Source organism: Pseudomonas sp. B414, assembly GCF_055408445.1.
This window is the reverse complement of record NZ_JBUZTQ010000013.1, coordinates 102,705-127,411: the sequence shown is the minus strand read 5'-3', so window position 1 is coordinate 127,411 and position 24,707 is coordinate 102,705. Positions and strand designations below refer to the sequence as shown.

The following is a 24,707-nucleotide window of genomic DNA, read 5'->3' as shown; positions in this document are numbered from 1 at the left end:
ATGGTAGTGTGGGGTTTCCCCATGTGAGAGTAGGTCATCGTCAAGATTAAATTCCAAACCCCCTGTCTGCTAACGCAGACAGGGGGTTTGTTTTTGCGCGCTAAAAAGCAGCTGATAGTTTCAAACAGCAAGCTGCAGGCGCTATACCCCTGACAGCCATTCTGTGGTTCGCTTGCAGCTTGAACGGGGTTTCTATGCAATGGCTCCGCTCATGGCTATTATGCGTGCCTCATTGTGAGGCGATACTTGCATGCTGACGTTGTTGAAACTCCTTAAAGATGGTCGATTCCATTCAGGGCAAGCGCTTGGCGCCGCACTTGGCGTTAGTCGCAGTGCAGTGTGGAAGCAGCTCCAGCATTTGGAGTCGGATCTGAACCTGTCCATTCATAAAGTTCGTGGTCGCGGCTATCAACTGGCTGCACCGCTGGAGCTCCTTGAGCAGGATCAATTGGTTGCCAGCCCATGGCCGGTCGCGATTCATCACTCATTAGATTCCACCAATGCCGAGGCTTTACGCGCGATTGATAATGGTGCTGCAGCGCCATTTGTCGTCACGGCTGAGCGCCAAACCGCCGGTCGTGGGCGCAGAGGCCGTAAATGGGTAAGTCCATTCGCAGAAAATATTTATTACAGCCTGGTCCTTCGTATGGACGGGGGGATGCGCCAACTTGAAGGGCTTAGCCTTGTAGTTGGCCTTGCAGTATTGAGTGCGCTACGAGGTGCAGGCATACCTGATGCTGGCCTTAAATGGCCAAATGATGTGCTTGTGGGCAACAAGAAAATTGCCGGAATTTTGCTCGAGCTGGTCGGGGATCCTGCTGATGTCTGCCATGTGGTTCTGGGTATAGGTATCAACGTCAATATGCGGGTGGCCAGTGAGGTCGATCAGGCCTGGACTTCGGTGTTTCTGGAGTCCGGTCGTTCGGTAAACCGTAATCTGCTGATTTCGACCCTCAACGATAGCTTGCTTGTGTATCTCAAGCGTCATGCCGCAGAAGGGTTCTCGGCCATACAGGCTGAGTGGGAGCAGAATCATTTGTGGCAGGGGCGTGAAGTATCTTTGATAGCTGGAGTGCACCAGGTGGATGGCACGGTCATAGGTATTGATCAGCAAGGCGCGCTGCGCATGAGTGTCAATGGCGAGGAGAAAGTGTACAGCGGCGGTGAGCTTAGCCTGAGGTTGCGCCATGATTCTTGAAATGGACTGTGGCAACAGTTTTATAAAGTGGCGTGCTCTTGATGCCGGGGTGCCGGTGGGTGGGGGAGTCGTCGACTCCGATGCTGCGCTTCTGGCTGCAGTTTTGGCTTCTCCACAGTTGCATATAACCCGCTGCCGTTTGGTGAGTGTGCGCAATGATGAAGAGACGTTGAGCCTGGTGGCGTCAATTGCAAAGACCTTTGGTGTTGCAGCAGAGTGCGCACAACCGGCAAGGACTGCGGCGGGGGTCAGCAACGGTTATGAAGAGTTTGCCCGTTTGGGGCTCGATCGTTGGCTCGCAGTGGTTGGCGCTTTTGAATTGGCGAAAAGTGCGTGCCTGGTGCTGGATTTTGGTACGGCGGTAACAGCGGACTTCGTTGATGCTGGTGGGCAGCATTTGGGCGGGTTTATATGCCCGGGAATGCCCTTGATGCGCGATCAGTTGCGTACTCACACCCGACGTATCAGGTATGACGACCAATCTGCCGAGCAAGCGTTGCTTCAGCGTACGCCGGGTCGTACAACAGTTGAGGCGGTAGAGCGCGGGTGCTTGCTGATGATGCGCGGTTTTGTTTTGACCCAGCTGGAATTGGCGCGTGAGTACTGGGGGGAAGACTTTGAGGTTTTTCTGACCGGAGGTGACGCAAGCCTGGTGAGGGACATGGTTCCAGATGCCCGCTTGGTGCAAGACCTTGTATTTGTCGGTTTGGCGGTAGTTTGTCCCCTTCCTTGAGGTTCCTATGCGTTGGCTGTTTCTGCTGCTGGTTGTTTTAAATGTCTTTTACTACGTATGGCACCAGCAAGAAGCGCCGCTGAGGGCCAAGGAAGTTATTTCCCTGTCACTGTACAAGGGTAGTCATCAGGATATACGTCTTCTTAGTGAGGCGCGTCCTGCCGCTGGTGAAGCGCAACAGGGGGGCGAATGCCTTTATCTCGGTGGTTTAACCACTGAGGAGCAGTTGCACGGCATGCAGCGCAGGCTTTCCGATATGGGCATGCAGTCAGTTCGGCTCGAAGGAGTGCGCGCGGAACTGGCGGGATATGCCCTGCAAGTCAGCGCTCAAAGCACGCCTGGCGCAAGTGAAATGGTTTTGCAGAACCTTGCTAATGAATTCAATGGTTTAAAATACAAAAAAATGCGCTGCGAGGGGTTGCAGCCACCCGATAGTTTGCATAGAATGGCGCCCGCTCCACAGTGAACACCAAACAGGCTACTAGGTGTGAAGCGAGTCAAGTTGCTAACTTCCTGATTTAATTGAAGAAAGTGGTTGACATAAGGTTAGAATGATGTAGAATTCTAGCCAGCTCAGGAGGGGTTCCCGAGCGGCCAAAGGGATCAGACTGTAAATCTGACGTCTACGACTTCGAAGGTTCGAATCCTTCCCCCTCCACCATATTCAAGCTAGAGCAGCAAGATTTGCGGGTGTAGTTTAGTGGTAGAACCTTAGCCTTCCAAGCTAATGATGCGGGTTCGATTCCCGCCACCCGCTCCAGTCTAGCTGTTTTGCAACGTGTTTTGCTCTTGTAGCTCAGTTGGTAGAGCACACCCTTGGTAAGGGTGAGGTCAGCGGTTCAAATCCGCTCAAGAGCTCCATATAACAAGGCAGATATGAAAATATCTGCCTTTGTTTTAACAGGCTTAATAGCTTGTCTGGAGTGTTTGCTGGTAGTGCTGATGCTGGTACTGCTGCTCCGGTTCGTGATTGCTGTCGTGGGTTGCTTGCATACAGCTTCTTGCAGTGTTGATTGATCTGTTTTTGGGTTGTCGGCAAAAGTAATTGCATTGATGGTTGAAAAGTCTCTCTCGGGTCGGCATAATCGGCGGCTCGATAATGTTTTAGGTCAGTAGCTCAATTGGCAGAGCGACGGTCTCCAAAACCGTAGGTTGGGGGTTCGATTCCCTCCTGACCTGCCAGATTCGCTCATTGCGTCTGGCTTTCTTTTCACAGGATCCTCTTAGATGACTCCCAAGGCTGAAGTTCAAGGCTCTCGCTTCGATCTCCTCAAGTGGCTTGTAGTGGTTGCTCTTGTGGTGGTTGGCGTTGTTGGGAATCAGTATTATTCTGGTTCGCCGATCCTGTATCGTGTCATTGCACTTCTTGTGATTGCTGCTGTTGCTGCCTATGTAGGCTTGCAGACGGCAAAAGGCAAGTCGTTCTCTGTCCTGGTAAAGGAAGCTCGTACTGAGATTCGTAAAGTCGTATGGCCAACTCGCCAAGAAACTACGCAGACCACGTTGATCGTGGTGGCTGTTGTTCTTGTTATGGCGTTGCTGTTGTGGGGTTTAGATTCCCTGCTCGGCTGGCTCGTTTCCTTGATTGTTGGCTAAGGGTGTCCCGTGGCTAAGCGTTGGTACGTAGTGCATGCTTATTCGGGTTACGAAAAGCATGTTATGCGCTCGTTGATCGAGCGTATTAAGCTGGCAGGCATGGAAGATGGCTTCGGCGAAATTCTGGTTCCCACTGAAGAAGTGGTTGAAATGCGTAATGGCCAGAAACGCAAAAGCGAGCGCAAGTTCTTCCCTGGTTATGTGCTGGTTCAGATGGACATGAGCGAAGGGACTTGGCACTTGGTCAAGGACACTCCGCGCGTCATGGGCTTCATTGGTGGGACCGCCGATAAACCGGCACCGATCACTGATAAAGAAGCAGAAGCAATTCTGCGTCGCGTTGCTGATGGCAGCGACAAGCCCAAGCCAAAAACACTGTTCGAGCCGGGCGAAGTTGTCCGTGTTACCGACGGTCCGTTTGCCGACTTTAACGGCACGGTTGAAGAAGTTAACTACGAAAAGAGCCGCATCCAAGTGGCGGTGCTCATTTTCGGTCGCTCTACTCCGGTAGAGCTAGAGTTTAGCCAGGTCGAAAAGGTCTAGCTGAACACGAATCCCAACCCCATGGCTTAGGCTGTGGGGTTTTGTCGTCACTGGGATAAACGCGCAAGTAACCGGGGAGCCTCTTTAGGCGCTTGAACCCGTAATTGGAGTGCCTCATGGCTAAGAAGATTACCGCTTACATCAAGCTGCAAGTGAAGGCCGCTCAGGCCAACCCAAGCCCACCTGTTGGTCCAGCTCTGGGTCAACATGGTGTGAACATCATGGAGTTCTGCAAAGCTTTCAACGCCCGTACTCAGGGTATTGAGCCAGGCCTGCCGACTCCAGTGATCATCACTGTATACAGCGACCGTAGCTTCACGTTCGAAACCAAGTCGACCCCTGCTTCGGTTCTGCTGAAGAAGGCTGCTGGTCTGACTAGCGGTTCCGCTCGTCCAAACACCGTTAAGGTTGGCACTGTAACTCGTGCTCAGCTGGAAGAAATCGCGAAAACCAAAAACGCGGATCTGACTGCAGCTGATATGGAAGCAGCCGTGCGTACTATCGCCGGTTCTGCTCGTAGCATGGGCCTTAACGTGGAGGGTGTGTAATGGCTAAGCTGACTAAGCGTCAAAAGGCAATCGCCGGTAAAATCGAAGCTGGCAAGTCTTACAACTTTGTAGACGCTGCTGCTTTGCTGGCTGAGCTGTCGACTGTAAAATTCAGCGAGTCGTTTGACATCGCCGTTAACCTGGGCGTAGACCCACGTAAATCTGACCAGGTTGTTCGTAGCGCTACTGTGCTGCCACACGGCACTGGCAAGACTGTACGTGTAGCTGTGTTCACCCAGGGTCCAGCTGCTGAAGCTGCTCTGGCTGCCGGCGCTGATCGCGTTGGTATGGACGACCTGGCTGCCGAAATGAAAGGCGGCGACCTGAACTACGACGTAGTTATTGCATCCCCGGACGCAATGCGTGTTGTTGGTCAGTTGGGTCAGATCCTGGGCCCACGTGGTCTGATGCCTAACCCTAAGGTTGGTACTGTAACTCCAGACGTAGCCACCGCTGTTAAGAACGCGAAGGCTGGTCAGGTTCGTTATCGCACTGACAAAAACGGTATCATCCACACTTCCGTTGGCAAGATCGGCTTCGACGCCGTTCAGCTGAAGGAAAACGTTGAAGCCCTGATCGCTGATCTGAAGCGTATCAAGCCAGCTTCCTCGAAAGGTATTTATGTTAAGCGCGTAACCCTGAGCACCACTATGGGCCCGGGCCTGGTCATCGACCAGGGTTCCCTGGACGCGTAAGACAATATTGGCGCAGTCAAATGCGCCAATTGAAAGATTGGGGTCCCTGCCTGGCGGGGGCTATCCAAGACCGTAGGCGACGCAAGTCTTAAACCTCAAGCCTACGCAGATGGTGCTCCCGGTTCCTTACCGAATCAGACACCAAAACGACATCCGGCCTCGGCCAGATGAAACGGTAACAAGCAGGAGTTAAACCCGTGGCAATTAAACTCGAAGACAAGAAGGCCATCGTCGCTGAAGTCAACGAGGCTGCCAAAGTTGCCCTGTCCGCTGTTGTGGCTGATGCCCGCGGTGTGACAGTAAGCGCTATGACCGGACTCCGTAAAGAGGCTCGTGAAGCTGGCGTTTACGTACGTGTTGTACGTAACACCCTGCTCAAGCGCGCTGTTGCTGACACTGAATACAGTGTTCTCAACGACGTGTTCACTGGCCCGACCTTGATTGCATTCTCCAAAGATCATCCGGGCGCTGCTGCTCGTATTTTCAAAGAGTTCGCAAAAGGTCAGGATAAGTTCGAGATCAAGGCAGCTGCGTTCGAGGGCAAGTTCCTCGCAGCTAATCAGATCGACGTACTGGCAAGCCTGCCGACCCGTGACGAAGCAATTTCTCAGCTGATGAGCGTGATTCAAGGCGCTACCAGCAAATTGGCTCGTACTCTGGCGGCACTTCGCGACCAGAAAGAAGCTGCTGCAGCCTAAGGCTGAGCGACTCCTTTCAGCGTTTATTGTTTATTTCGATGGCCGCCTAGGCTGTCACCCCAATACAGGAATTTATAGTCATGTCTCTGACTACTCAAGAAATCATCGACGCAATCGGTTCGAAATCCGTTCTGGAAATCGTTGAGCTGATCAAGGCAATGGAAGAAGCATTCGGCGTTTCCGCTGCTGCTGCTTCTGCTGGTCCTGCTGCTGCCGCTGCTGTTGTTGAAGAGCAAACTGAATTCAACGTCATGCTGCTGGAAGCTGGCGAGAAGAAAGTTAACGTGATCAAGGCTGTTCGTGAACTGACTGGTCTGGGCTTGAAAGAAGCCAAGGCAGTAGTTGACGGCGCTCCAGCTATGGTCCTGGAAGCTGTTGCTAAAGAAGCAGCTGACAAAGCCAAGGCTACCTTGGAAGAAGCAGGCGCTAAAGTCGAGCTGAAGTAAGCATCGACTTTGCGTCTCCAGCCCAAGCGTTAAGCTGAGGCTGATGGCTGGTGGCTCTTGCCACCGGCCTTTTTCCGTTATTGGCAGCCGACTAGGTTGGTGCCTTTAACGTGCTGTAACCACCCTGTGCGGTGGAGCAAACCAAGGGGTTTGCACGATTTTCTGGCTGCTCCCGTCGGGAGAGGCCAAACAAGCAGGTGACCAAGCTGGGGAACGCTGATGGCTTACTCATATACTGAGAAAAAACGTATCCGCAAGGACTTTAGCAAGTTGCCGGACGTCATGGATGTGCCGTATCTCTTGGCAATCCAGCTGGATTCGTATCGTGAATTCTTGCAGGCGGGAGCGACTAAAGATCAGTTCCGCGACGTGGGCCTGCATGCGGCCTTCAAATCCGTTTTCCCGATCATCAGCTACTCCGGCAATGCTGCGCTGGAGTACGTCGGTTATCGCTTGGGCGAGCCGGCATTTGATGTGAAAGAATGCGTGTTGCGTGGCGTAACGTACGCCGTACCTTTGCGGGTAAAAGTTCGTTTGATCATTTTCGACAAAGAATCGTCGAATAAAGCGATCAAGGACATCAAAGAGCAAGAAGTCTACATGGGTGAAATTCCCCTGATGACTGAAAACGGTACCTTCGTAATCAACGGTACCGAGCGTGTAATTGTTTCCCAGCTGCACCGTTCCCCGGGCGTGTTCTTTGACCACGACCGCGGCAAGACGCACAGCTCCGGTAAGCTGCTTTATTCTGCGCGTATCATTCCTTACCGCGGTTCGTGGTTGGACTTCGAGTTCGACCCGAAAGACTGCGTGTTCGTGCGTATTGACCGTCGTCGCAAGCTGCCTGCATCGGTACTGCTGCGCGCGCTGGGTTATACCACTGAGCAAGTGCTGGACGCGTTCTACACCACCAACGTGTTCCACGTTCAGGGTGAGAGCATCAGTCTGGAACTGGTTCCACAGCGTCTGCGCGGTGAAATCGCGGCCATCGACATCGTCGATGACAAAGGCAAGGTGATTGTTGAGCAGGGTCGTCGTATTACTGCTCGCCACATCAACCAGCTGGAAAAAGCCGGTATCAAAGAGCTCGTTATGCCTCTGGACTATGTCCTGGGTCGCACAACGGCCAAGGCTATCGTGCATCCGGCAACCGGCGAAATCATTGCTGAGTGCAACACCGAGCTGACCACTGAAATCCTGGCAAAAATTGCCAAGGGTCAGGTTGTTCGCATCGAGACGTTGTACACCAACGATATCGACTGCGGTCCGTTCGTCTCCGACACACTGAAGATCGACTCCACCAGCAACCAATTGGAAGCGCTGGTCGAAATCTATCGCATGATGCGTCCAGGCGAGCCGCCAACCAAAGACGCTGCCGAGACTCTGTTCAACAACCTGTTCTTCAGCCCTGAGCGCTATGACCTGTCTGCGGTCGGCCGGATGAAGTTCAACCGTCGTATCGGTCGTACCGAGATCGAAGGTTCGGGCGTGTTGTGCAAAGAAGACATCGTCGCGGTACTGAAGACTCTGGTCGACATCCGTAACGGTAAAGGCATCGTCGATGACATCGACCACCTGGGTAACCGTCGTGTTCGCTGTGTAGGCGAAATGGCTGAGAACCAGTTCCGCGTTGGCCTGGTACGTGTTGAGCGTGCGGTCAAAGAGCGTCTGTCGATGGCTGAAAGCGAAGGCCTGATGCCGCAAGACCTGATCAACGCCAAGCCAGTGGCTGCGGCGGTGAAAGAGTTCTTCGGTTCGAGCCAGCTGTCCCAGTTCATGGACCAGAACAACCCGCTGTCCGAGATCACCCACAAGCGCCGTGTTTCTGCACTGGGCCCGGGCGGTTTGACGCGTGAGCGTGCCGGCTTTGAAGTTCGTGACGTACACCCGACTCACTACGGCCGTGTGTGCCCGATTGAGACGCCGGAAGGTCCGAACATCGGTCTGATCAACTCCTTGGCGGCCTATGCGCGCACCAACCAGTACGGCTTCCTTGAGAGCCCGTACCGTGTGGTGAAAGACGCTCTGGTTACCGACGAGATCGTTTTCCTGTCCGCCATCGAAGAAGCTGATCATGTGATCGCTCAGGCTTCGGCCACGATGAACGACAAGAAAGTGCTGATCGACGAACTGGTAGCTGTTCGTCACTTGAACGAATTCACCGTTAAGGCGCCGGAAGACGTCACCTTGATGGACGTTTCGCCGAAGCAGGTAGTTTCGGTTGCAGCGTCGCTGATCCCGTTCCTGGAACACGATGACGCCAACCGTGCGTTGATGGGTTCCAACATGCAGCGTCAAGCTGTACCCACCCTGCGCGCTGACAAGCCGCTGGTAGGTACCGGCATGGAGCGTAACGTAGCCCGTGACTCCGGCGTTTGCGTCGTGGCTCGTCGTGGCGGCGTGATCGACTCTGTTGATGCCAGCCGTATCGTGGTTCGTGTTGCTGATGATGAAGTAGAAACTGGCGAAGCCGGTGTCGACATCTACAACCTGACCAAATACACCCGCTCCAACCAGAACACTTGCATCAACCAGCGTCCGCTGGTTCGCAAGGGTGATCGTGTACAGCGTAGCGACATCATGGCTGACGGCCCGTCCACCGATATGGGTGAGCTGGCGTTGGGTCAGAACATGCGCATCGCGTTCATGGCCTGGAACGGTTACAACTTCGAAGACTCCATCTGCCTGTCGGAACGAGTTGTTCAAGAAGATCGCTTTACCACGATCCACATTCAGGAACTGACCTGTGTGGCACGTGACACCAAGCTTGGGCCTGAAGAGATCACTGCAGACATCCCGAACGTGGGTGAAGCTGCACTGAACAAACTGGACGAAGCCGGTATTGTTTACGTAGGTGCTGAAGTTGGCGCTGGCGACATTCTGGTCGGTAAGGTCACTCCGAAAGGCGAGACTCAGCTGACTCCAGAAGAGAAGCTGTTGCGCGCAATCTTCGGTGAAAAAGCCAGCGACGTTAAAGACACTTCCCTGCGTGTACCTACCGGTACCAAAGGTACTGTTATCGACGTGCAGGTCTTCACCCGTGACGGCGTTGAGCGTGATGCTCGTGCACTGTCGATCGAGAAGACCCAGCTGGACGAGATCCGCAAGGATCTGAACGAAGAGTTCCGTATCGTTGAAGGTGCCACCTTCGAACGTCTGCGCTCTGCTCTGGTCGGCCGTATAGCCGAGGGCGGTGCCGGTCTGAAGAAAGGTCAGGAGATCACCAATGAAATCCTGGACGGTCTTGAGCATGGTCAGTGGTTCAAACTGCGCATGGCTGAAGATGCTCTGAACGAGCAGCTTGAAAAGGCTCAGGCTTACATCATCGATCGCCGTCGTCTGCTGGACGACAAGTTCGAAGACAAGAAGCGCAAACTGCAGCAGGGCGATGACCTGGCTCCAGGCGTGCTGAAAATCGTCAAGGTTTACCTGGCAATCCGTCGTCGCATCCAGCCGGGTGACAAGATGGCTGGTCGTCACGGTAACAAAGGTGTGGTCTCCGTGATCATGCCGGTTGAAGACATGCCGTACGATGCCAATGGCACCCCGGTCGATGTGGTCCTCAACCCGTTGGGCGTACCTTCGCGTATGAACGTTGGTCAGATTCTCGAAACTCACCTGGGCCTCGCAGCCAAAGGTTTGGGCGAGAAGATCAACCTCATGATTGAAGAACAACGCAAGGTCGCTGACCTGCGCAAGTTCCTGCATGAGATCTACAACGAAATTGGCGGTCGTCAAGAAAGCCTGGATGACTTCTCCGATCAGGAAATCCTGGATCTGGCGAAGAACCTTCGTGGCGGTGTGCCGATGGCTACCCCGGTGTTCGACGGTGCCAAGGAAAGCGAAATCAAGGCAATGCTTCGTTTGGCAGACCTGCCAGACAGCGGCCAGATGACGCTGACTGACGGTCGTACCGGCAACCAGTTCGAGCGTCCGGTTACCGTTGGCTACATGTACATGCTGAAGCTGAACCACTTGGTAGACGACAAGATGCACGCTCGTTCTACCGGTTCTTACAGCCTGGTTACCCAGCAGCCGCTGGGTGGTAAGGCGCAGTTCGGTGGTCAGCGTTTCGGGGAGATGGAGGTCTGGGCGCTGGAAGCCTACGGCGCGGCATACACTCTGCAAGAAATGCTCACAGTGAAGTCGGACGATGTGAACGGTCGTACCAAGATGTACAAAAACATCGTGGACGGCGATCACCGTATGGAGCCGGGCATGCCCGAGTCCTTCAACGTGTTGATCAAAGAAATTCGTTCCCTCGGCATCGATATCGATCTGGAAACCGAATAACACGTGACGCGAATCGAGAGCGGGGCTGTATGGCCCGCTCTCTGCTCCGCCAGGAGGAAAGGCCTTGAAAGACCTACTGAATTTGCTGAAAAACCAGGGTCAAGTCGAAGAGTTCGACGCCATCCGTATTGGATTGGCATCGCCTGAGATGATCCGTTCGTGGTCGTTCGGTGAAGTTAAAAAGCCGGAAACCATCAACTACCGTACGTTCAAGCCTGAGCGTGACGGCCTGTTCTGCGCCAAGATCTTTGGCCCGGTAAAGGATTACGAGTGCCTGTGCGGTAAGTACAAGCGCTTGAAGCACCGCGGTGTGATCTGTGAGAAGTGTGGCGTTGAAGTCGCACTGGCCAAGGTCCGTCGCGAGCGCATGGCTCACATTGAACTGGCTTCGCCAGTGGCTCACATCTGGTTCCTGAAATCGCTGCCGTCCCGTATCGGCTTGCTGATGGACATGACCCTGCGTGATATCGAACGCGTTCTCTACTTCGAGAGCTATGTCGTTATCGATCCGGGCATGACCACTCTGGAAAAAGGTCAGCTGCTGAACGATGAGCAGTACTTCGAAGCGCTGGAAGAGTTCGGCGATGACTTTGATGCCCGTATGGGTGCCGAAGCTGTCCGTGAACTGCTGCACGCTATCGACCTGGAACACGAGATTGGCCGTCTGCGTGAAGAAATTCCGCAAACCAACTCCGAAACCAAAATCAAGAAGCTGTCCAAGCGCCTGAAGTTGATGGAAGCCTTCCTGGGTTCCGGCAACCTTCCGGAGTGGATGGTTCTGACCGTTCTGCCGGTTCTGCCGCCAGATCTGCGTCCTTTGGTTCCGCTGGACGGTGGTCGTTTCGCCACTTCCGACCTCAACGATCTGTATCGTCGAGTGATCAACCGTAACAACCGCTTGAAGCGCCTGCTTGATCTGTCCGCTCCGGACATCATCGTGCGCAACGAAAAGCGTATGTTGCAAGAAGCGGTCGACGCCTTGCTCGACAACGGCCGTCGTGGTCGCGCTATTACCGGTTCGAACAAGCGTCCTCTGAAATCCCTGGCTGACATGATCAAGGGTAAGCAAGGTCGTTTCCGTCAGAACTTGCTCGGTAAGCGTGTTGACTACTCGGGTCGTTCGGTAATTACCGTAGGTCCGACCCTGCGTCTGCACCAGTGCGGTCTGCCGAAGAAAATGGCTCTTGAGCTGTTCAAACCGTTCATTTTTGGCAAGCTCGAAATGCGTGGTCTCGCTACCACCATCAAAGCCGCCAAGAAAATGGTTGAGCGCGAGCTGCCAGAGGTTTGGGACGTTCTTGCTGAAGTAATCCGTGAACACCCGGTACTTCTCAACCGTGCACCGACCCTTCACCGTCTGGGCATCCAGGCTTTTGAACCGGTACTGATCGAAGGTAAGGCTATCCAGCTGCACCCTCTGGTCTGTGCTGCGTACAACGCCGACTTCGACGGCGACCAGATGGCCGTGCACGTACCGCTGACACTGGAAGCTCAGTTGGAAGCGCGTGCGTTGATGATGTCGACCAACAACATTCTGTCGCCAGCCAACGGTGAGCCAATCATCGTTCCGTCGCAGGACGTTGTATTGGGTCTGTACTACATGACTCGTGAAGCGATCAACGCCAAGGGCGAAGGTCGTGTATTCGCGGATCTGCAGGAAGTTGACCGTGTATTCCGTGCCGGCGAAGCCGCACTGCATGCCAAGGTCAAGGTTCGTATCAACGAAACCGTCAACGACCGTGATGGCGGCAGCGTGAGCAACACCCGTATCGTCGACACTACTGTCGGCCGTGCCCTGTTGTTCCAGGTTGTGCCAAAAGGTCTGTCGTACGACGTCGTCAACCTGCCGATGAAGAAAAAAGCGATCTCCAAACTGATCAACCAGTGCTACCGCGTGGTTGGTTTGAAAGAGACCGTGATCTTCGCTGACCAGTTGATGTACACCGGTTTTGCTTATTCGACCATTTCCGGCGTTTCGATCGGTGTTAACGACTTCGTTATCCCGGACGAGAAAGCTCGCATCATCGCGGCTGCAACCGATGAAGTGAAAGAAATCGAAAGTCAGTACGCCTCGGGCCTGGTAACTCAGGGCGAGAAGTACAACAAGGTAATCGACCTTTGGTCGAAAGCTAACGACGAAGTTTCCAAGGCAATGATGTCGAACCTCTCGAAAGAGAAGGTTATCGACCGTCACGGCGTTGAAGTTGAGCAAGAGTCGTTCAACTCGATGTACATGATGGCCGACTCCGGTGCTCGAGGTTCTGCTGCGCAGATCCGTCAGCTGGCCGGTATGCGTGGTCTGATGGCCAAGCCGGATGGCTCCATCATCGAAACGCCGATTACTGCGAACTTCCGTGAAGGTTTGAGCGTACTTCAGTACTTCATCTCGACTCACGGTGCTCGTAAGGGTCTGGCGGATACCGCCTTGAAGACAGCTAACTCCGGTTATCTGACTCGTCGTCTGGTAGACGTTGCACAAGATCTGGTTGTGACTGAAGTTGACTGCGGTACCGAACACGGTCTGCTGATGACTCCGCACATCGAAGGCGGCGACGTTGTTGAGCCGTTGGGTGAGCGCGTACTGGGTCGAGTAATCGCCCGTGACGTATTCAAGCCGGGCACTGAAGAAATCATCGTTCCTGCAGGAACTCTGGTTGACGAGAAGTGGGTTGAATTCATCGAGCTGAACAGCATCGACGAAGTAATCGTACGTTCGCCAATCAGCTGTGAAACTCGCTTCGGTATCTGTGCCAAGTGCTACGGCCGTGACTTGGCTCGTGGTCACCAGGTGAACATCGGTGAAGCTGTCGGCGTTATCGCTGCCCAGTCGATCGGTGAGCCGGGTACACAGCTGACAATGCGTACGTTCCACATCGGTGGTGCGGCAAGCCGGACCTCTGCTGCTGACAGCGTTCAGGTGAAGAATGGCGGTACTGTCCGTCTGCACAACCTGAAGCACGTTGAGCGAGTAGACGGTTGCCTGGTAGCTGTATCGCGTTCCGGTGAGCTGGCCATCGCTGATGACTTCGGTCGTGAGCGTGAGCGTTACAAGCTGCCGTACGGCGCCGTGATTTCGGTTAAAGAAGGTGACAAGGTTGACGCTGGCTCGATCGTAGCCAAGTGGGATCCGCACACTCACCCAATCGTTACCGAAATGAAAGGTACCGTGACCTACGTGGGCATGGAAGAAGGCATCACGATCAAGCGTCAGACTGACGAATTGACCGGTATGACCAACATTGAAGTACTCGATGCCAAAGACCGTCCAGCTGCCGGCAAGGACATCCGTCCAGCCGTTAAGATGGTTGGTGTGGATGGCAAGGATCTGCTGTTGCCAGGTACCGACGTACCGGCTCAGTACTTCCTGCCAGCCAACGCCCTGGTCGGTGTAGCGGATGGTGCGGAAATCGCGATCGGTGACGTTATCGCTCGTATTCCGCAAGAAACTTCGAAAACTCGAGACATCACCGGTGGTCTGCCACGGGTTGCTGACTTGTTCGAAGCGCGTCGTCCGAAAGAAGCCTCGATTCTGGCTGAAGTCAGCGGCACCATCGCGTTCGGTAAAGAAACCAAAGGCAAGCGCCGTCTGGTTATTACCCCGAACGACGGTACTGATCCGTACGAAGAGCTGATTCCAAAGTGGCGCCACCTGAACGTCTTCGAAGGCGAACAAGTGAACCGCGGCGAAGTTATCTCCGACGGTCCAAGCGATCCACACGACATCCTGCGTCTGCTGGGTGTGAGTGCGCTGGCCAAGTACATCGTTAACGAGATCCAGGACGTTTACCGTCTGCAAGGCGTAAAAATCAACGATAAGCACATCGAGACCATTCTGCGTCAGATGCTGCGTAAAGTTGAGATTGCCGAGTCTGGCGATTCCACCTTCATCAAGGGCGACCAGATGGAGTTGACGCAGGTATTGACCGAGAACGAACGTCTGGGTGGCGAAGATAAATTCGTGTCCAAGTTCACTCGCGTCCTGCTGGGTATCACCAAGGCGTCGTTGTCGACTGAATCGTTCATCTCCGCGGCCTCTTTCCAAGAGACCACCCGCGTACTGACCGAAGCAGCGGTAACCGGCAAACGCGATTACCTGCGCGGCCTGAAAGAAAACGTAGTCGTGGGTCGTTTGATCCCGGCTGGTACCGGTTTGGCATACCACAGCGAGCGCAAGCGCCGCCGTGAAGCTGACAAGCCGTTGCGCGTAAGCGCCAGTGAAGTGGAAGCTGCACTGACCGAAGCGCTGAACTCGAGCGGTAACTGAGTTCTGCGGTAGATGAAGGGCGGGCCCCGACAGTTCCGTTCATCGAATCGAGGCATTTTGTCTGGGTTTGATGAGTGGAAGTGTCGGGGCCTTGCCTTGACTGGGGACAAGATCCTCTTTAGACTCTTGTACCCCTAAATTTGGCGGGAATTCGTTCCTGCCATTTTGCTTTTCTTGCAAGACAATAGCGTCGCAAGACAACAGTGGAGCTAGTAGATGGCAACTATCAACCAGCTGGTACGTCAGCCGCGTAAGCGTATCGTCGAGAAATCCGACGTACCTGCGCTGCAAAACTGCCCGCAACGTCGTGGCGTATGCACCCGTGTGTATACAACTACGCCGAAAAAACCTAACTCGGCACTGCGTAAAGTATGCCGTGTGCGCCTGACCAACGGTTTCGAGGTTTCCTCGTACATCGGTGGTGAAGGTCACAACCTGCAAGAACACAGCGTGGTACTGATTCGTGGCGGTCGTGTAAAAGACTTGCCAGGTGTTCGTTATCACACCGTTCGCGGCTCTTTGGATACTTCCGGCGTTAAAGGTCGTAACCAGGGTCGTTCGAAGTACGGTACCAAGAAGCCGAAGTAGTCTTCGGTTTCCGGTAAATAATGCAGATTTCTTTTTTTCTGAGTCGATAAGAGTAAGGTCGGACGTGCACCTCAGGGTGTAATGGTTCCGAGCTAACCTGAAGACCGTTTGAGGGCTTATCCATGCCAAGAAGACGCGTAGCAGCCAAGCGCGATGTGCTTGACGATCCAAAATACGGAAGCCAAATTCTGGCCAAGTTCATGAACCACGTAATGGAAAGCGGCAAAAAAGCCGTTGCCGAGCGTATCGTTTATGGCGCGCTGGAAAAGGTTAAAGAACGCAAGAACAGCGATCCCCTGGAAATCTTCGAGAAAGCTCTCGACGCCATCGCTCCGCTGGTCGAAGTGAAGTCGCGCCGTGTAGGCGGTGCTACTTACCAGGTTCCGGTCGAAGTTCGCCCGTCCCGTCGTAACGCCCTGGCAATGCGCTGGTTGGTAGACTTCGCCCGCAAGCGCGGCGAGAAGTCTATGGCTCTGCGTTTGGCTGGCGAACTGTTGGACGCTGCTGAAGGTAAAGGTGCTGCTGTTAAGAAGCGTGAAGACGTGCACCGTATGGCCGAAGCTAACAAAGCTTTCTCGCACTACCGCTTCTAAATTCAGCTTCACTAATTTTGCGAGGGCTTTATGGCTCGTACTACTCCGATTAGTCGCTACCGTAACATCGGTATCGTCGCTCACGTGGATGCTGGTAAAACCACCACCACCGAGCGCGTACTGTTTTACACTGGCAAAAGTCACAAAATGGGCGAGGTGCATGATGGCGCCGCGACCACAGACTGGATGGTTCAGGAGCAGGAGCGTGGTATTACCATTACTTCTGCTGCTATCACCGCCTTCTGGAAGGGCTCTGCCAAGCAGTACAAAGATGAGCATCGCTTCAACGTAATCGATACCCCGGGCCACGTTGACTTCACTATTGAAGTTGAACGTTCCCTGCGCGTACTCGACGGCGCTGTCGTTGTGTTCTGTGGTACCTCGGGCGTTGAGCCTCAGTCGGAAACCGTATGGCGTCAAGCCAACAAATACGGCGTTCCACGTCTTGTTTATGTAAACAAGATGGACCGTGCTGGTGCCAACTTCCTGCGCGTTATTGAGCAGATCAAGAAGCGTCTGGGCCACACTCCAGTTCCAATCCAGTTGGCTATCGGTTCCGAAGACAACTTCCAGGGTCAGATTGATCTGATCAACATGGAAGCTGTGTACTGGAACGATGCTGACAAAGGTATGGTTCCTGTTCGCAAAGAGATTCCAGCTGAGCTGAAAGATCTTGCTGACGAGTGGCGCGACAACATGGTTCAGGCTGCTGCCGAAGCCAATGAAGAGCTGATGAACAAGTACCTCGAAGGTGAAGAATTCACCATCGCGGAAATCAAGGCGGCTCTGCGTCAGCGTACTATCGCTGGTGAGATCGTCCTGGCTGTTTGCGGTTCTTCGTTCAAGAACAAGGGCGTTCCCCTGGTTCTCGACGCCGTTATCGACTTCCTGCCTGCACCAACCGATATTCCTGCCATCAAGGGTACTGACCCGGATGACGAGAGCATCGAGCTGGAGCGTCATGCAGACGACAGCGAGCCGTTCTCGGCTCTGGCGTTCAAGATCGCTACCGACCCATTCGTGGGTACCTTGACCTTCGTCCGTGTTTACTCGGGCGTGTTGAACTCCGGTGACGGCGTAATCAACTCGGTTAAAGGCAAGAAAGAGCGCGTGGGTCGTATGGTGCAAATGCACGCAAACGCCCGTGAAGAAATCAAGGAAGTACGCGCTGGTGACATCGCGGCCTTGATCGGCATGAAGGACGTCACCACTGGTGAGACTTTGTGCAACGCTGACAAGCCAATCATCCTGGTTCGCATGGACTTCCCGGAGCCGGTTATTTCGGTTGCCGTTGAGCCTAAGACCAAGGATGACCAGGAAAAAATGGGTGTTGCACTGGGCAAGCTTGCTCAGGAAGATCCATCTTTCCGCGTTAAAACTGATGAAGAGACTGGTCAAACGATCATCTCTGGCATGGGCGAGCTGCACCTGGACATCCTGGTTGACCGGATGCGCCGTGAGTTCAACGTCGAAGCCAACATCGGTAAGCCTCAGGTTTCGTATCGTGAGCGCATCACGAAGAAGTGTGAAATCGAAGGCAAGTTCGTTCGTCAGTCCGGCGGTCGTGGCCAGTTTGGTCACTGCTGGATCCGTTTTGCACCTGCTGACGAAGGTCAGGAAGGTCTGCAGTTCGTGAACGAAGTGGTAGGTGGTGTGGTTCCTAAGGAATACATCCCGGCTATCCAGAAGGGTATCGAAGAGCAGATGAAGAACGGTGTTGTTGCCGGCTATCCGCTGATCGGCCTGAAGGCTACCGTGTTTGATGGTTCTTACCACGACGTCGACTCCAACGAGATGGCGTTTAAGGTGGCTGCTTCCATGGCGACCAAGCAACTGGCTACCAAAGGTGGCGGTGAGCTGCTTGAGCCGATCATGGCGGTAGAGGTTGTTACACCTGAAGACTATATGGGTGACGTGATGGGCGACTTGAACCGTCGTCGCGGCATGATCCAGGGTATGGAAGATACGGTCTCCGGCAAAGTTATTCGTGCTGAAGTGCCGTTGGGCGAAATGTTCGGTTATGCGACCGACGTTCGTTCCATGTCCCAGGGTCGCGCAAGCTACTCTATGGAATTCAAAAAATACGATACAGCTCCGGCGCACATCGTCGAAACTGTTACTAAAAAACAAGGCTGATTTAGTTCAGTCCTTTAGGCAAGGAGTTAATTGTCGTGGCTAAAGAAAAATTTGATCGTTCCCTACCGCACGTCAACGTTGGCACTATCGGTCACGTTGACCATGGTAAAACCACGCTGACTGCAGCTCTGACCCGTGTTTGCTCCGAAGTTTTCGGTTCGGCAATCGTTGATTTCGATAAAATCGACAGCGCGCCAGAAGAAAAAGCTCGTGGTATCACGATCAACACTGCGCACGTTGAATACAACTCGCTGATCCGTCACTACGCTCACGTTGACTGCCCAGGTCACGCTGACTATGTGAAGAACATGATCACCGGTGCTGCCCAGATGGACGGCGCTATCCTGGTTTGTTCGGCCGCTGATGGTCCGATGCCACAAACCCGTGAGCACATCCTGCTGTCCCGTCAGGTTGGCGTTCCGTACATCGTGGTCTTCCTGAACAAGGCTGACCTGGTAGACGACGCTGAGCTGCTGGAACTGGTTGAGATGGAAGTTCGTGACCTGCTGTCGACTTACGACTTCCCAGGCGACGACACTCCGATCATCATCGGTTCGGCTCGTATGGCGCTGGAAGGCAAAGACGACAACGAAATGGGCACCACTGCCGTTCGTAAACTGGTTGAAGTTCTGGACAGCTACATCCCAGATCCAGTTCGCGTAATCGACAAGCCATTCCTGATGCCAATCGAAGACGTATTCTCGATTTCGGGTCGTGGTACTGTTGTTACCGGTCGTATCGAGCGCGGTATCGTTCGCGTTCAAGATCCGCTGGAAATCGTTGGTCTGCGTGACACTACTGTTACCACCTGCACCGGCGTTGAAATGTTCCGTAAGCTGCTCGACGAAGGTCGTGCGGGCGAGAACTGCGGCGTGCTGCTGCGCGGCACCAAGCGTGACGACGTAGAGCGTGGCCAGGTTCTGGTTAAGCCAGGCTCGGTTAAGCCACACACTACCTTCGAAGCTGAAGTGTACGTGTTGAGCAAAGAAGAAGGCGGTCGTCACACTCCGTTCTTCAAAGGCTACCGTCCTCAGTTCTACTTCCGTACAACTGACGTAACTGGTAACTGCGAACTGCCGGAAGGCGTTGAGATGGTAATGCCAGGCGACAACATCAAAATGGTTGTCACCCTGATCAAAACCATCGCAATGGAAGACGGTCTGCGTTTCGCAATCCGTGAAGGCGGTCGTACCGTTGGCGCTGGCGTTGTAGCCAAAATCATTGCTTAAGCTTTGATTGCCTGAAAAAGCCCCCGCTCAGCGGGGGCTTTTTTTATTGAGTTGACACCCAGTTGGGCCATCTATAGAATTGCGCCTCCTTTAAACGGGCGTATTGCGCTCGGTGGGAATAGCAATCGGAGTCTGAAATCCAATGCAAAATCAGCAAATCCGTATCAGGTTGAAGGCCTTTGACCATCGCCTGATCGACCAATCAACCCAGGAAATCGTGGAAACCGCGAAACGTACTGGTGCTCAAGTGCGTGGTCCAATTCCACTGCCTACCCGTAAAGAGCGGTTCACCGTTCTGGTCTCCCCGCACGTCAACAAAGACGCGCGTGACCAGTACGAGATCCGTACTCATAAGCGCGTACTGGACATCGTCCAGCCAACGGATAAAACCGTTGATGCTCTTATGAAGCTTGATCTTGCGGCCGGTGTGGAAGTGCAGATCAGCCTCGGCTAAGACTTGGGTCTTAGTCGTGTAACGCTCTGAAATGGGCGGCCATAGCGGGTGAAAGCCCCGTACACTCATGAGGTTTACAACATGACTATTGGTGTAGTCGGTCGTAAATGCGGTATGACCCGTATTTTCACCGAAGAAGGTGTCTCCATTCCGGTTACGGTCATTGAGATCGAGCCGAATCGCGTCACCCAGTTCAAAACTGAAGAAACCGATGGCTATCGTGCAGTGCAAGTCACTGTCGGCGAGCGTCGCGCTTCGCGTGTAACTGCTGCTCAAGCGGGTCACTTCGCTAAAGCAAACGTTGCAGCCGGTCGTACCGTAATGGAATTCCGTCTTGAAGAAGGCGAGTACCAGGCAGGCGATCTGATCAACGCTGAAATCTTCACCGCAGGTCAGATGGTCGATGTGACCGGTCAGTCCAAAGGTAAAGGCTTCCAGGGTACGATCAAGCGTTGGAATTTCCGTGGCCAAGATAACACTCACGGTAACTCCGTTTCCCACCGCGTCCCGGGCTCTATTGGCCAGTGCCAGACTCCTGGTCGTGTATTCAAGGGCAAAAAAATGTCCGGTCATATGGGCGCTGAGCGCGTGACCGTGCAGTCCCTCGAAGTAGTGCGCGTCGACGCTGAACGCAATCTGTTGTTGGTCAAGGGTGCTGTTCCTGGCGCTACTGGCGGCAACCTGGTTGTACGTCCAGCGGCCAAGGCTCGCGGTTAAGGGGAAGCTGACATGCAATTAAATGTAAATGACGCTCAGGCGATCGAAGTTTCCGAACTGACGTTCGGCGGCGAGTTCAACGAGACGCTGGTTCACCAAGCAGTCGTGGCCTACATGGCCGGCGGCCGTCAAGGTAGCAAGCAGCAAAAGACCCGTTCCGACGTTCGTGGTGGCGGTAAGCGCCCTTGGCGTCAGAAAGGTACTGGCCGTGCTCGTGCCGGTACTATCCGTAGCCCAATCTGGCGCGGCGGCGGTACCACTTTCGCAGCGCGTCCACAGGATCACTCTCAGAAGCTGAACAAGAAGATGTATCGCGCAGCAATGCGTTCCATCCTTGCTGAGCTGGTGCGTACTGATCGTCTGGTCGTGGTTCAGGACTTCGTTGTTGAAGCACCGAAAACCAAAGATCTGCTCAACAAGCTGAATGGCATGGGTCTGACTGATGTCTTGATCGTGTCTGAAGGTGTTGATCAGAACCTGTACCTGGCTGCTCGCAACCTGCCACACGTTGATGTACGTGACGTGCAAGGTTCCGATCCAGTTAGTCTGATCGCATACGACAAGGTGTTGATCACCGTGTCGGCCGTGAAGAAATTCGAGGAGCTGCTGGGATGAACCAGGAACGCGTATTTAAAGTTCTGCTTGGCCCGCACGTTTCCGAGAAGGCTACGGTTCTGGCAGACAAAAAAGGCCAGTTCGTTTTCAAGGTTGCTACTGATGCAACCAAGCTGGAAATCAAGAAGGCCGTCGAAAGCCTGTTCAGCGTGAAAGTTGAGCGTGTTACTACCCTGAACGTTCTGGGTAAGAGCAAGCGCACCGCTCGCGGCGTGGGCAAGCGTAATGACTGGAAGAAGGCAGTAATCTCCCTTCAGCCAGGCCAAGATCTCGATTTCAGCAGCAGTGCTGAGTAAGGAAGGGGTGCATCATGGCAATCGTTAAATGCAAACCGACTTCCCCTGGCCGCCGTCATGTGGTCAAGGTGGTCAACCAGGAGCTGCATAAAGGCGCTCCTCACGCACCGCTGCTCGAGAAGAAATCGAAGACTGGTGGTCGTAACAACAATGGCCGTATTACTACCCGTCACATCGGTGGTGGTCATAAGCAGCATTACCGTATGGTCGACTTCCGTCGCAACGACAAAGATGGCATTCCAGCCACTGTCGAGCGTATCGAATACGATCCAAACCGTACTGCTCACATCGCTTTGATGCTGTACGCAGACGGCGAACGCCGTTACATCATCGCGCCTAAGGGCGTGAGCGCTGGCGACCAGCTGATTTCGGGTGCTTTGGCTCCGATCAAGCCGGGCAACCAGTTGCAACTGCGCAGCATTCCAGTTGGTAGCACCGTACACGGCATCGAATTGAAGCCGGGTAAAGGCGCGCAAATCGCTCGTTCCGCTGGTGCTTCGGCTCAGCTGGTCGCTCGCGATGGTGTCTATGTGACCCTGCGTCTGCGCTCTGGTGAAATGCGTAAAGTATTGGCTGAATGCCGTGCAACGCTGGGCGAAGTCTCGAACTCCGAGCACAGCCTGCGTTCGCTGGGTAAAGCTGGTGCCAAACGCTGGCGTGGCGTTCGCCCAACCGTTCGTGGTGTTGCCATGAACCCGGTTGACCACCCACATGGTGGTGGTGAAGGTCGTACCTCTGGTGGTCGTCATCCGGTATCGCCATGGGGCTTCCCGACTAAGGGCGCGAAGACTCGTGGTAATAAGCGTACCGACAAAATGATCGTCCGTCGTCGCAAGTAAATAGAGGGATACGACAGTGCCACGTTCTCTGAAAAAAGGTCCTTTTATTGATCTTCACCTACTGAAGAAGATCGAAGTGGCGGCGGAAAAGAACGATCGCAAACCGGTGAAAACCTGGTCGCGTCGTTCGATGATCCTGCCACAAATGGTCGGTCTGACCATCGCTGTGCATAACGGTCGTCTTCATGTCCCAGTTCTTGTGAACGAAGACATGGTTGGCCATAAACTAGGCGAGTTTGCCGGTACCCGCACTTATCGTGGGCACGTGGCAGACAAGAAAGCCAAGCGTTAAGGGGTAAGGAACGATGGAAGTAGCCGCTAAGTTGTCGGGCGCTCGAATCTCCGCCCAGAAAGCCCGCTTGGTCGCCGACCAGATCCGCGGGAAGAAGGTGGGCGAAGCGCTCAACCTGTTGGCTTTCAGCAACAAGAAAGCCGCCGAGATCATCAAGAAAGTGCTGGAGTCGGCCGTAGCCAACGCCGAGCACAACGAAGGCGCAGACGTTGACGACTTGAAAGTCGCCACCGTTTTCGTCAACGAAGGGCGTTCGCTGAAGCGCATCATGCCGCGTGCCAAAGGCCGCGCTGATCGCATCGTCAAGCGGTCTTGCCATATCACTGTCAAGGTTGCTGACAAGTAACGGAGTCGAAGAGATGGGTCAGAAAGTACATCCCATTGGCATTCGCCTGGGAATCGTCAAGGAGCACACCTCCGTCTGGTACGCAGACGGCCGGACTTATGCGGACTATTTGTTCGCTGATCTGAAGGTGCGTGAATACCTCCAAGACAAACTAAAAAGCGCGTCCGTAAGCCGTATCGATATCCATCGTCCGGCCCAAACTGCACGTATCACCATCCACACCGCTCGTCCAGGTATCGTTATCGGGAAGAAAGGTGAAGATGTTGAGAAACTGCGTCAGGACCTGACCAAGCAAATGGGTGTGCCTGTGCACATCAATATCGAAGAGATCCGCAAGCCGGAACTCGACGGTATGCTGGTTGCGCAGAGCGTAGCTCAGCAGCTGGAGCGTCGTGTAATGTTCCGTCGCGCGATGAAACGCGCTGTACAGAACGCTATGCGCATTGGTGCCAAGGGCATCAAAATCCAAGTGAGCGGTCGTCTCGGCGGTGCTGAAATCGCACGTACTGAATGGTATCGCGAAGGTCGTGTGCCATTGCACACCCTGCGTGCCGACATCGACTATGCCAACTACGAAGCTCACACCACTTACGGTGTGATCGGTGTAAAGGTTTGGATCTTCAAAGGCGAAGTAATTGGTGGTCGCCAAGAAGAGCTGAAGCCACAAGCACCAGCGCCTCGTAAAAAAGCTGCTAAGTAAGGGGTACGCCAAATGTTGCAACCAAAGCGTACGAAGTTCCGCAAGCAAATGACTGGCCACAACCGTGGCTTGGCATTGCGCGGTAGCAAAGTCAGCTTCGGCGAATACGCGCTGAAGTCTGTAGCTCGTGGTCGTCTCACCGCTCGTCAGATCGAATCAGCGCGTCGTGCACTGACCCGTCACGTTAAACGTGGCGGCAAGATCTGGATCCGTGTATTCCCGGACAAGCCTATTTCCAAAAAGCCCCTCGAAGTTCGTATGGGTAAAGGTAAGGGTAACGTGGAATACTGGGTTGCCCAGATTCAGCCAGGCAAAGTCCTGTATGAAATCGAGGGTGTTACTGAAGAGCTGGCGCGTGAGGCTTTTGCCCTGGCTGCTGCAAAGCTGCCGCTCGCCACCGCCTTTGTTAAACGGACGGTGATGTGATGAAAGCGAATGAACTTCGTGAAAAATCCGCACAGCAGCTGAACGAGCAACTGCTCGGCTTGCTGCGCGACCAGTTCAATCTGCGTATGCAGAAAGCAACTGGCCAGTTGGGGCAGTCGCATCTGCTCTCGCATGTTAAACGTGACATCGCTCGCGTGAAGACTGTGCTCAAACAGCAGGCAGGTAAGTAATCATGGCTGAAGCCGAAAAGACTGTCCGTACGCTGACTGGCCGTGTTGTCAGCGACAAGATGGACAAAACCATCACCGTACTGATCGAGCGTCGCGTTAAGCACCCGATCTACGGTAAATACGTTAAGCGTTCGACTAAGCTGCACGCGCACGACGAAACCAATCAGTGCCACATCGGCGACAAAGTCACTATTCGTGAAACTCGTCCGATGGCCAAGACCAAGTCTTGGGCTCTGGTTGATGTTCTCGAACGCGCTGTGGAAGTCTAAGG

General features: G+C 54.0%; 26 protein-coding genes and 4 tRNA genes. All 30 read left to right on the top strand.

Annotated elements, in window-relative coordinates:
* The first annotated feature begins 250 nt into the window (after nucleotides 1-250).
* The 30 genes from birA (at nucleotide 251) to rpsQ (ending at nucleotide 24,705) form a co-directional block, all read left to right on the top strand.
* Nucleotides 251-1,198, top strand: coding sequence for a bifunctional biotin--[acetyl-CoA-carboxylase] ligase/biotin operon repressor BirA (gene birA, locus ACZRMH_RS13590; RefSeq protein ID WP_464013812.1), 948 nt, complete (start codon nucleotides 251-253; stop codon nucleotides 1,196-1,198).
* The gene (locus tag ACZRMH_RS13585; RefSeq protein ID WP_464013811.1) at nucleotides 1,188-1,931 is read left to right on the top strand and encodes a pantothenate kinase; all 744 of its coding nucleotides are present in this window, start codon (nucleotides 1,188-1,190) and stop codon (nucleotides 1,929-1,931) included. The genes birA and ACZRMH_RS13585 overlap by 11 nt, the downstream gene beginning before the upstream one ends.
* Nucleotides 1,932-1,938: 7 nt before the next feature.
* A complete protein-coding gene (locus ACZRMH_RS13580) occupies nucleotides 1,939-2,397 on the top strand; it encodes a hypothetical protein (RefSeq protein WP_464013810.1) in 459 nt (152 codons plus the stop codon).
* A gap of 110 nt (nucleotides 2,398-2,507) precedes the next feature.
* A tRNA-Tyr gene (locus ACZRMH_RS13575) sits at nucleotides 2,508-2,592 on the top strand.
* Nucleotides 2,593-2,617: 25 nt separating this feature from the next.
* Nucleotides 2,618-2,691 (top strand) — tRNA-Gly (locus tag ACZRMH_RS13570).
* Between the two features lie 25 nt (nucleotides 2,692-2,716).
* A tRNA-Thr gene (locus ACZRMH_RS13565) sits at nucleotides 2,717-2,792 on the top strand.
* A gap of 245 nt (nucleotides 2,793-3,037) precedes the next feature.
* Nucleotides 3,038-3,113, top strand: a tRNA-Trp gene (locus tag ACZRMH_RS13560).
* A 45-nt stretch (nucleotides 3,114-3,158) separates the two neighbouring features.
* On the top strand, nucleotides 3,159-3,527 hold the full coding sequence (gene secE, locus ACZRMH_RS13555; RefSeq protein WP_003444399.1) for a preprotein translocase subunit SecE: 369 nt from the start codon (nucleotides 3,159-3,161) through the stop codon (nucleotides 3,525-3,527).
* A 9-nt stretch (nucleotides 3,528-3,536) separates the two neighbouring features.
* A complete protein-coding gene (nusG, locus tag ACZRMH_RS13550; protein ID WP_026014126.1) occupies nucleotides 3,537-4,070 on the top strand; it encodes a transcription termination/antitermination protein NusG in 534 nt (177 codons plus the stop codon).
* A gap of 116 nt (nucleotides 4,071-4,186) precedes the next feature.
* Nucleotides 4,187-4,618 (top strand): 50S ribosomal protein L11, encoded by a 432-nt coding sequence (rplK, locus tag ACZRMH_RS13545; RefSeq protein ID WP_008008888.1) that lies wholly within the window; start codon nucleotides 4,187-4,189, stop codon nucleotides 4,616-4,618.
* Nucleotides 4,618-5,313, top strand: a complete 696-nt coding sequence (rplA, locus tag ACZRMH_RS13540; protein ID WP_016779167.1) for a 50S ribosomal protein L1 — start codon at nucleotides 4,618-4,620, stop codon at nucleotides 5,311-5,313. Before rplK ends, rplA begins: the two co-directional genes overlap by 1 nt.
* A 197-nt stretch (nucleotides 5,314-5,510) precedes the next feature.
* Entirely contained in the window at nucleotides 5,511-6,011 is a 501-nt protein-coding gene (gene rplJ, locus ACZRMH_RS13535; RefSeq protein WP_464013809.1) for a 50S ribosomal protein L10, read from the top strand.
* An 80-nt stretch (nucleotides 6,012-6,091) separates the two neighbouring features.
* A complete protein-coding gene (gene rplL, locus ACZRMH_RS13530; RefSeq protein ID WP_463977337.1) occupies nucleotides 6,092-6,457 on the top strand; it encodes a 50S ribosomal protein L7/L12 in 366 nt (121 codons plus the stop codon).
* A 219-nt stretch (nucleotides 6,458-6,676) separates the two neighbouring features.
* Nucleotides 6,677-10,750, top strand: a complete 4,074-nt coding sequence (gene rpoB, locus ACZRMH_RS13525) for a DNA-directed RNA polymerase subunit beta (RefSeq protein ID WP_464013808.1) — start codon at nucleotides 6,677-6,679, stop codon at nucleotides 10,748-10,750.
* 64 nt (nucleotides 10,751-10,814) lie between these two features.
* Entirely contained in the window at nucleotides 10,815-15,014 is a 4,200-nt protein-coding gene (rpoC, locus tag ACZRMH_RS13520) for a DNA-directed RNA polymerase subunit beta' (protein ID WP_464013807.1), read from the top strand.
* A 216-nt stretch (nucleotides 15,015-15,230) separates the two neighbouring features.
* The gene (gene rpsL, locus ACZRMH_RS13515) at nucleotides 15,231-15,602 is read left to right on the top strand and encodes a 30S ribosomal protein S12 (protein WP_002555494.1); all 372 of its coding nucleotides are present in this window, start codon (nucleotides 15,231-15,233) and stop codon (nucleotides 15,600-15,602) included.
* A gap of 122 nt (nucleotides 15,603-15,724) precedes the next feature.
* Nucleotides 15,725-16,195 (top strand): 30S ribosomal protein S7, encoded by a 471-nt coding sequence (gene rpsG / locus ACZRMH_RS13510; RefSeq protein ID WP_019824369.1) that lies wholly within the window; start codon nucleotides 15,725-15,727, stop codon nucleotides 16,193-16,195.
* A gap of 30 nt (nucleotides 16,196-16,225) precedes the next feature.
* Entirely contained in the window at nucleotides 16,226-18,331 is a 2,106-nt protein-coding gene (gene fusA, locus ACZRMH_RS13505) for an elongation factor G (RefSeq protein ID WP_464013806.1), read from the top strand.
* Between the two features lie 35 nt (nucleotides 18,332-18,366).
* The gene (gene tuf / locus ACZRMH_RS13500; RefSeq protein ID WP_464013805.1) at nucleotides 18,367-19,560 is read left to right on the top strand and encodes an elongation factor Tu; all 1,194 of its coding nucleotides are present in this window, start codon (nucleotides 18,367-18,369) and stop codon (nucleotides 19,558-19,560) included.
* A 142-nt stretch (nucleotides 19,561-19,702) separates the two neighbouring features.
* Entirely contained in the window at nucleotides 19,703-20,014 is a 312-nt protein-coding gene (rpsJ, locus tag ACZRMH_RS13495; protein ID WP_003186070.1) for a 30S ribosomal protein S10, read from the top strand.
* Between the two features lie 81 nt (nucleotides 20,015-20,095).
* Nucleotides 20,096-20,731: a 50S ribosomal protein L3 gene (gene rplC, locus ACZRMH_RS13490; protein ID WP_003444377.1), complete on the top strand. Its 636-nt coding sequence runs from the start codon at nucleotides 20,096-20,098 to the stop codon at nucleotides 20,729-20,731.
* A gap of 12 nt (nucleotides 20,732-20,743) precedes the next feature.
* On the top strand, nucleotides 20,744-21,346 hold the full coding sequence (rplD, locus tag ACZRMH_RS13485; RefSeq protein ID WP_464013804.1) for a 50S ribosomal protein L4: 603 nt from the start codon (nucleotides 20,744-20,746) through the stop codon (nucleotides 21,344-21,346).
* Nucleotides 21,343-21,642, top strand: coding sequence for a 50S ribosomal protein L23 (rplW, locus tag ACZRMH_RS13480; RefSeq protein WP_003444375.1), 300 nt, complete (start codon nucleotides 21,343-21,345; stop codon nucleotides 21,640-21,642). Before rplD ends, rplW begins: the two co-directional genes overlap by 4 nt.
* 14 nt (nucleotides 21,643-21,656) lie before the next feature.
* Nucleotides 21,657-22,481, top strand: coding sequence for a 50S ribosomal protein L2 (rplB, locus tag ACZRMH_RS13475; RefSeq protein ID WP_095037963.1), 825 nt, complete (start codon nucleotides 21,657-21,659; stop codon nucleotides 22,479-22,481).
* A gap of 16 nt (nucleotides 22,482-22,497) precedes the next feature.
* On the top strand, nucleotides 22,498-22,773 hold the full coding sequence (gene rpsS / locus ACZRMH_RS13470) for a 30S ribosomal protein S19 (protein ID WP_003232420.1): 276 nt from the start codon (nucleotides 22,498-22,500) through the stop codon (nucleotides 22,771-22,773).
* A gap of 13 nt (nucleotides 22,774-22,786) precedes the next feature.
* On the top strand, nucleotides 22,787-23,119 hold the full coding sequence (gene rplV, locus ACZRMH_RS13465) for a 50S ribosomal protein L22 (RefSeq protein WP_003444373.1): 333 nt from the start codon (nucleotides 22,787-22,789) through the stop codon (nucleotides 23,117-23,119).
* Between the two features lie 13 nt (nucleotides 23,120-23,132).
* Complete coding sequence (gene rpsC / locus ACZRMH_RS13460) at nucleotides 23,133-23,819, top strand: 30S ribosomal protein S3 (protein ID WP_003176422.1); 687 nt, start codon at nucleotides 23,133-23,135, stop codon at nucleotides 23,817-23,819.
* A gap of 12 nt (nucleotides 23,820-23,831) precedes the next feature.
* Nucleotides 23,832-24,245, top strand: a complete 414-nt coding sequence (gene rplP, locus ACZRMH_RS13455) for a 50S ribosomal protein L16 (RefSeq protein ID WP_261740739.1) — start codon at nucleotides 23,832-23,834, stop codon at nucleotides 24,243-24,245.
* Nucleotides 24,245-24,436, top strand: coding sequence for a 50S ribosomal protein L29 (gene rpmC / locus ACZRMH_RS13450; protein WP_464013803.1), 192 nt, complete (start codon nucleotides 24,245-24,247; stop codon nucleotides 24,434-24,436). The genes rplP and rpmC overlap by 1 nt, the downstream gene beginning before the upstream one ends.
* 2 nt (nucleotides 24,437-24,438) lie before the next feature.
* Nucleotides 24,439-24,705: a 30S ribosomal protein S17 gene (gene rpsQ, locus ACZRMH_RS13445; RefSeq protein WP_003194644.1), complete on the top strand. Its 267-nt coding sequence runs from the start codon at nucleotides 24,439-24,441 to the stop codon at nucleotides 24,703-24,705.
* The last annotated feature ends 2 nt before the right edge of the window (nucleotides 24,706-24,707 follow it).